Here is a 6,699-nt window from a genome sequence, read left to right as displayed (position 1 = left end):
CTCGGTGCTTTCCAGGTTCCCGCTTTCGCGTTTCCCTTTCCGGCGGCTCCGACTCTATCAGATCCTTTCGGGCTCTGATTCCCCGTCAGAGGGGGGTTGTCTTCCCGGCTGTTGGGCCGTTCCGACGAGGTGAGACTCTAGCGGATTCCCGGCTCCCGAGCTAATCGGGAGCGTGTCCTGACGGACGTGGATTCCTCATTCCGTAAATACGCGCACCATCAATACGACGACGCCGACAGCGCGACTGCTCGTCGAGGAGTGGTGGGTACCTGCGGAATCGCTGTCCGGGGACCGACCGGAGTCGGCGCTCACGTCGGACAACTCGGAGAACACTATGAGTGCGGGACCGGTGTGTCAAATCCCGTGCCGGGCGGCCTCCGGAGGCGTACCGTGGGAGGCGTGATGACGCGTACGTGTACTCAGCTCTGGTGGGTCGCCTGACCGGCGGCCGTAAACACGTATGCACTCAACGGCCGCCGCTTCGGCGGCCGTTCTCGTATCTCCCTCCAGGAGGGGCGGCCGACGAGTGGCGGCGGCCCTGACCAGGAGGTGGAGAGATGACACGGGTCTTCAGTGGGGTCAAGCCGACCGGGCATCTGACGCTGGGGAACTATCTGGGAGCCATGCGGCGGTGGGCCGCCGAGGACCAGCATCGATCGGACGCCCTGTTCTGCGTCGTCGATCTGCACGCGCTGACCGTGGACCACGATCCCGCGCGGGTGCGCAGACTCAGTCGCCAGGCGGCGTCGCTGTTGCTGGCGGCAGGGCTCGATCCCGAACTGTGCACCGTGTTCGTGCAGAGTCACGTGGATGAGCACGCCCGGCTGTCGTACGTACTGGAGTGCGTCGCCACCGACGGGGAGATGCGCCGGATGATCCAGTACAAGGAGAAGGCCGCGCGGGAGCGGGAGCGGGGCGGGAGCGTGCGGCTGTCGCTGCTCACGTATCCGGTACTGATGGCGGCCGACATCCTGGCGTACGGGACGGACGACGTGCCCGTCGGGGACGACCAGACGCAGCACGTGGAGCTGGCGCGGGATCTCGCCGTGCGGTTCAACCAGCGGTACGGGCAGACGTTCGTGGTGCCGCGGGCGACGAGTCCCGCGGTGGCGGCCCGGGTGATGAATCTGCAGGAGCCGCTGTCGAAGATGGGGAAGAGCGACGACGTCGGGCCGGGGATCGTCTATCTGCTGGACGAGCCGGACGCGGTGCGGAAGAAGGTCATGCGGGCCGTGACGGACAGCGGGCGCGAGGTCGTGTACGACCGGGAGGCTCGGCCGGGGCTCGCGAACCTGCTGGAGATCCTTGCCGCCTGCACGGGCGGGGAGCCGGCGGTGCTGGCGGGTGGGTACGACTCGTACGGCGCGTTGAAGAAGGACACCGCGGAGGCCGTCGTCGAGGTGTTGCGGCCCGTACAGCAGCGGCACATGGAGCTGTGCGCGGATCCCGGGTACGTGGAGGGTGTCCTTCGGGAGGGTGCGGAGAAGGCCCGGGCCATGGCCCGGCCGACCGTGGATGCCGCCTACCGGGCCATCGGATTGCTGCCGGCCCGGTAGGGGCGTGGTCCGCGCCGCCGTCAGTCCTTGGTGCCGGAGGCCAGCTCGCGGCTGCGGTCGCGGGCGGCCTCGAGGGCGGCGATGAGGGCGGCGCGGACGCCGTGGTTCTCGAGTTCGCGGATGGCGTTGATGGTGGTGCCGGCGGGTGACGTGACGTTCTCGCGGAGCCTGACCGGGTGTTCGCCGCTGTCGCGGAGCATTTTCGCGGCGCCGATCGCGGACTGGACGATCAGGTCGTGCGCCTTGTCGCGGGGCAGGCCGAGGAGGATACCGGCGTCCGTCATGGCCTCGACCAGGTAGAAGAAGTAGGCCGGGCCGGAGCCGGAGAGGGCGGTGCAGGCGTCCTGCTGGGACTCGGGGACGCGCAGGGTCTTGCCGACGGCGCCGAAGATCTCCTCGGTGTGCGTGAGGTGGTCGGCGGTGGCGTGGGTGCCGGCGGAGATGACGGACATGGCCTCGTCGACGAGGGCCGGGGTGTTCGTCATGACGCGGACCACCGGGGTGCCGGGAGCGAGGCGCTCCTCGAAGAAGGCGGTGGGGATGCCCGCCGCGCCGCTGATGACCAGGCGGTCGGCGGGGACGTGCGGGGCGAGTTCGTCGAGGAGGGCGCCCATGTCCTGCGGCTTGACCGTGAGGATCAGGGTGTCGGCGGACTTGGCGGCCTCGGCGTTGGTGACCGGGGTGACTCCGTGGCGGATGCGGAGCTCGTCGGCCCGTTCCTGGCGGCGGGCGGTGACCATGAGGTCGGCGGGGGCCCAGCCGGCGCCGATCATTCCGCTGAGCAGGGCTTCGCCGATCTTGCCGGTGCCGAGGACTGCGACTTTCTGGGTCATGGCTTTCGGTGCCCTCCGGTGCCCTGTCTCGGGTGCGTCGTCCGTCGTCGTCATCCTCGCATCCTGGGGGCGGGTGGGGTCGGCGCGTCCGGTGGGCGGGACGCCGTCGGGATGCCGACGGAGCGTGCTACGCCGTCCGGCGTTTGAGGGTGGCGGCGCCCAGGGCCAGGACCAGGAGTGCGCAGCCCGCGACGATCAGGACGTCCCGTACGAAGGCGGCCGTCATGTCGGTGTGGCGCAGGACCTCGTTCATGCCGTCGACCGCGTAGGACATCGGCAGGACGTCGGAGACGGCCTCCAGGGCCGGGTGCATCTTGTCGCGCGGGGTGAACAGGCCGCAGAGGAGGAGCTGGGGGAAGATCACGGCCGGCATGAACTGCACCGCCTGGAACTCGGAGGCCGCGAAGGCCGAGACGAAGAGGCCCAGCGCGGTGCCGAGGAGGGCGTCCAGCAGCGCGACCAGGAGGAGGAGCCAGGGGCTGCCCGTCACGTCGAGGCCGAGGAACCAGACCGCCAGACCGGTCGCGAGGGCCGACTGGACGATGGCGAGGGCCCCGAAGGCGAGGGCGTAGCCGGCGATCAGGTCGCCCTTGCCCAGGGGCATGGCGAGGAGCCGTTCGAGGGTGCCCGAGGTGCGCTCGCGCAGGGTCGCGATGGACGTGACCAGGAACATCGTGATCAGCGGGAAGATGCCGAGGAGCGAGGCGCCGATGTTGTCGAAGGTGCGCGGGCTGCCGTCGAAGACGTAGCGGAGCAGGAACAGCATCACGCAGGGGATCAGGATCAGGAGCGCGATGGTGCGGGGGTCGTGGCTCAGCTGGCGCAGGACGCGGGTGGCGGTGGCTGTGGTGCGGGAGAGGTTCAGGGCGTGGGTGGGGGCCGGGTCCACGGTCGCGGGGGTGGCGGTGGGGGCCGTGGGAGTCGTCATTTGGTGCTCTCCTTCGTGCGGGCCGTCGCCGTCGCCTCGTCGACCAGGCGCAGGAAGGCTTCCTCGACCGTTTCGGACCCGGTGCGGGTGCGCAGGGCGTCGGGAGTGTCGTCGGCGAGGATCTCGCCCTCCCGCATCAGGAGGAGGCGGTGGCAGCGCTCGGCCTCGTCCATGACGTGGGAGGAGACGAGGAGGGTGGCGCCGCGGTCGGCGGCGATGGAGTGGAACAGGGCCCACAGGTCGCGGCGCAGGACGGGGTCCAGGCCGACCGTCGGTTCGTCGAGGACGAGCAGCTCGGGGGCGCCGAGGAGGGCCACGGCGAGGGAGACGCGGCTGCGCTGGCCGCCGGAGAGGTTGCCGGCCAGGGCGTCGGCGTGGGTGGTGAGGTCGACGTCGGCGATGGCCCGGGTGACGTTCTCGTGGCGGTGGGCGGAGGCCGCGCGGCCGGGGGCGAGGACCTCGGCGAAGTAGTCGAGGTTCTGGCGGACGGTCAGGTCGTCGAAGACGGACGGGGCCTGGGTGACGTAGCCGATGCGGGTGCGCAGGGTGGGGTGGCCGGCTGGGCGGCCTAGGACGTCCAGGGTGCCGGTGACCTTGGCCTGGGTGCCGGCGATCGCTCGCATGAGGGTCGACTTGCCGCAGCCGGAGGGGCCGAGCAGGCCGGTGATGCGGCCTCGCGGGACGGTGAAGCCGAGGGCGCGCAGGACGGTGCGGGGGCCGCGTACGACGGTGAGGTTCTCGGCGCGTACGGCGGGTGGGACGGGGGCACCGCCTTGTCCTTCGGGTGGCGGGGAGGAGTAATTCACCATGTGATGAATACTCCTCCCGGGTGCGGGACGCGTCAAGCCGTTGGGGTCGCCGGGGTCGTCGCGAGCAGGAGGCGGACGTCGTACGTCTCCTCGACGATTCCGTCCGGGAAGACGGTCAGCAGGTGCCGGCGCTCCTCGGCCAGGAAGGCCGTGCGGCGTTCCTCGGTGTCGGTCAGGAACAACGAGTGGCTGCCGAGGTTGGCCAAGTGGGTCGCGAGGGGGACGCGGCGGCTCCAGCGGATGCCGCGGTGGGTGAAGTCGAGGCGGCCGGCGGGGTCGGCGACGCGGGCGTCGAGGTTTCGCTGCTCGGCGGAGATGTCCAGCCCGAAGTGCCGGTCGGCGCGCTCGGCGGCCGCCGCGATCCACGGCACATCGAGAGCGCTGGTGTTCCACCACAGTGCGAGCGCACCGCCCGGACGCAGCACGCGCAACGCCTCCGGGACGGCTTGGTCAGGGTCGGTCCAGTGCCAGGCCTGGGCGTAGGTGAGGAGGTCGGCGCAGTGGCCGGCGAGGGGGAGGCTGTTGCCGTTGCCCCGGATCATCGGCACGCCGGGGAGCGTGCGGCGGAACTCGGCGGCCATGCCGGCGCCGGGCTCGACGGCGATCACATCGGCGCCGCGCTCGTGCAGGCGGGCGGTGGCGAGGCCCGTACCGGCGCCGACGTCCACGACGCGGGTGCCTGCCAGGGGGCGGCCGGCCAGCTCCTCGATCGTGTCGAAGAGGGCGGGCGGGTAGGAGGGGCGGTTGGCGGCGTACTGGGCCGCGGCCGCGTTGAAGGATTGGGCCCGGGCGCTGTGGCCGGCCTGGGCGGGGGCGGTCGGAGTGGCCGGGTCGTCCGGGGGCGGCGGTGTCGTCATGCGGCCATGGTGGCCGGGTGGGGTGGCGGGGCGTAGCGGGTCTCCCGGAGCACCGTGGGAGAGAGCCTCCGGGCTCCCTGTCCGTTTACGGACTCTCGCTTGCGGACTCGCGCCCCGGAGTCGCGCTTCCGGGCTCGCGCCACAGACTCGCGCTTGCGGACTCGCGCCACAGACTCACGCCCCGGAGTCGTGCTTGCGGACTCGCGCCACCAGACTCGCGCCCCGGAGTCGCGCTTGCGGACTCGCGCCCCCGGAGTCGCGCTTCCGGGCTCGCGCCACCAGACTCGCGCCCCGGAGTCGCGCTTGCGGACTCGCGCTCCGGTCTGTCCGCTACTTCCGGCGGCGCTTCTTCGTCGGGTTGCCCGAGCGGCGCGTGGTGCGCTTCTCGTACTCCGCGCGGGCCTTCTCGTACTCCGCGCGGTGCAGTTTCTCGCCGGGGGCCTCGGTGAAGGTGCGGAAGAAGTAGGCGAGTAGGGAGCCGACGAAGCCGATGGCGAGCAGGCCGCGCATGGATGCCTGGCGGTCGGGGTCGGGGCGGCTGGTGAAGCCGGACCAGGTGTGGCGGAAGGCCAGGGCGCTGCAGACCGCGAACATCACGATCATCAGCAGCGAGACGAAGCTGCCGATGTCGGCGATCTGGAGGCCCTGGTAGGCGACGCGGAGCACGAAGCAGGCGGCGGCCGCCACGGCGAGGGAGCCGACGGCGAGGCCCGCCCGGCGGGCGGTGTAGCCGCTGTCGTGGTTTACCCAGGTCGTGCCGTAGAACCGAAGGGGCTCGGGGCGGGGGCCCGCGGGGATGTCCGGGATGCCGTTCTTACCGTTCTCTGCGCTCACGGGTCGATTATGGCGCCGGGGCGGCGCGGGCCCCGGGCGGGCCCGGCACACCGGACGAGGCTCCTGGGGTACGGGGTGCGTCAGCCGCCCTGGCCGGCGCTGCCGAGCGGGCCGACCTGCACCGGGGAGCCGGTGCCGTCCGTGACGGGCAGCGTGGCGCCGCCCGGCCAGTCGAGGGTGACCGACTTGGTCTCGTCCGGCGGGGTCACCACCAGGCCCGTGACGCGGACGCCGGAACCGCCCGAGTCGTTGATCGGGTAGGTGATGCCGAAGGTCACCGTGTCCCCGTCCGCGAGGACGACCGAGGGGGCCGGCTCACCCGTGCGCTCGGCGGACAGTGTGCCGGAGTTCGTCTTGAGGTCGACGCCCGCGTAGCCCGCGAGCGAGCAGTCCCGGCCGCCGCCGTTCCTCAGGTCCACCGCGACGGTGCCCCGGTCGTCGCCGCCGATCGTGGCGTCGGTCGCCGTGATCTCCAGCTCGTCGGTGCGGCACTCGGCGCCCTTGCCGTCCTGGTCGGTTCCGCCTGTGCCGCCGGTGCCGCCGGTGCCGCCGGTGCCGCCTGTGCCGCCTGTGCCGCCGGTGCCGCCGGTGCCGCCGGTGCCGTTGGGGGTCTTCCCATCGGAGTCCGTGCCGCCCTGCTGGTCCGAGCCGGTCGAACCCGAGCCGCCGGTCGCGGAGGACGCGGTGGAGGCGGCCGGCGGGGCGGCGCTCTCTCCCGTGCCGTCGTCGTTCTGGCAGGCCGTGAGCGAGATACCGGCGGCGAGGGCCATGGCGGCGATGGTCAGCTTGCGAACGCGCATCGTTGTCTACCTCAGAGTCGGTTGGCGTGCCGGCCCGCTCGTACCCAGCGGTGCGAGCGGGCGTTGCTGACCACCAAGAGCC

General features: G+C 71.9%; 7 protein-coding genes. 1 reads left to right on the top strand and 6 read right to left on the bottom strand.

Annotated elements, in window-relative coordinates:
- Nucleotides 1-557 precede the first annotated feature (557 nt).
- A complete protein-coding gene (gene trpS, locus ACZ4V1_RS31885) occupies nt 558-1,556 on the top strand; it encodes a tryptophan--tRNA ligase (RefSeq protein WP_468343256.1) in 999 nt (332 codons plus the stop codon).
- A gap of 20 nt (nt 1,557-1,576) precedes the next feature.
- Here trpS and proC read toward each other — a convergent pair whose 3' ends face one another.
- From proC to ACZ4V1_RS31855, 6 genes are all read right to left on the bottom strand, one after another.
- Nucleotides 1,577-2,389 (bottom strand): pyrroline-5-carboxylate reductase, encoded by an 813-nt coding sequence (gene proC / locus ACZ4V1_RS31880; protein WP_468343253.1) that lies wholly within the window; start codon nt 2,387-2,389, stop codon nt 1,577-1,579.
- Between the two features lie 127 nt (nt 2,390-2,516).
- A complete protein-coding gene (locus ACZ4V1_RS31875; protein ID WP_468343250.1) occupies nt 2,517-3,317 on the bottom strand; it encodes an ABC transporter permease in 801 nt (266 codons plus the stop codon).
- On the bottom strand, nt 3,314-4,126 hold the full coding sequence (locus ACZ4V1_RS31870; protein WP_468343246.1) for an ABC transporter ATP-binding protein: 813 nt from the start codon (nt 4,124-4,126) through the stop codon (nt 3,314-3,316). The genes ACZ4V1_RS31875 and ACZ4V1_RS31870 overlap by 4 nt, the downstream gene beginning before the upstream one ends.
- A gap of 32 nt (nt 4,127-4,158) precedes the next feature.
- Entirely contained in the window at nt 4,159-4,983 is an 825-nt protein-coding gene (locus ACZ4V1_RS31865) for a class I SAM-dependent methyltransferase (protein WP_468343243.1), read from the bottom strand.
- A gap of 330 nt (nt 4,984-5,313) precedes the next feature.
- On the bottom strand, nt 5,314-5,817 hold the full coding sequence (locus ACZ4V1_RS31860) for an EamA/RhaT family transporter (RefSeq protein WP_468343240.1): 504 nt from the start codon (nt 5,815-5,817) through the stop codon (nt 5,314-5,316).
- An 80-nt stretch (nt 5,818-5,897) separates the two neighbouring features.
- Entirely contained in the window at nt 5,898-6,617 is a 720-nt protein-coding gene (locus tag ACZ4V1_RS31855; protein WP_468343237.1) for a DUF4232 domain-containing protein, read from the bottom strand.
- Nucleotides 6,618-6,699 lie beyond the last annotated feature (82 nt).

Source organism: Streptomyces sp. NPDC028991 (genome assembly GCF_055564775.1).
Note: the sequence above shows the minus strand (reverse complement) of the source record. Positions and strands in the feature narration are given on the sequence as shown.

Bases quoted from the DNA above. Each gene is read 5' to 3' on its own strand.
- proC (WP_468343253.1), bottom strand. From the start codon at position 2,389: ATGACCCAGAAAGTCGCAGTCCTCGGCACCGGCAAGATCGGCGAAGCC.
- ACZ4V1_RS31875 (WP_468343250.1), bottom strand. From the start codon at position 3,317: ATGACGACTCCCACGGCCCCCACCGCCACCCCCGCGACCGTGGACCCG.
- trpS (WP_468343256.1), top strand. From the start codon at position 558: ATGACACGGGTCTTCAGTGGGGTCAAGCCGACCGGGCATCTGACGCTG.
- ACZ4V1_RS31855 (WP_468343237.1), bottom strand. From the start codon at position 6,617: ATGCGCGTTCGCAAGCTGACCATCGCCGCCATGGCCCTCGCCGCCGGT.
- ACZ4V1_RS31865 (WP_468343243.1), bottom strand. From the start codon at position 4,983: ATGACGACACCGCCGCCCCCGGACGACCCGGCCACTCCGACCGCCCCC.
- ACZ4V1_RS31870 (WP_468343246.1), bottom strand. From the start codon at position 4,126: ATGGTGAATTACTCCTCCCCGCCACCCGAAGGACAAGGCGGTGCCCCC.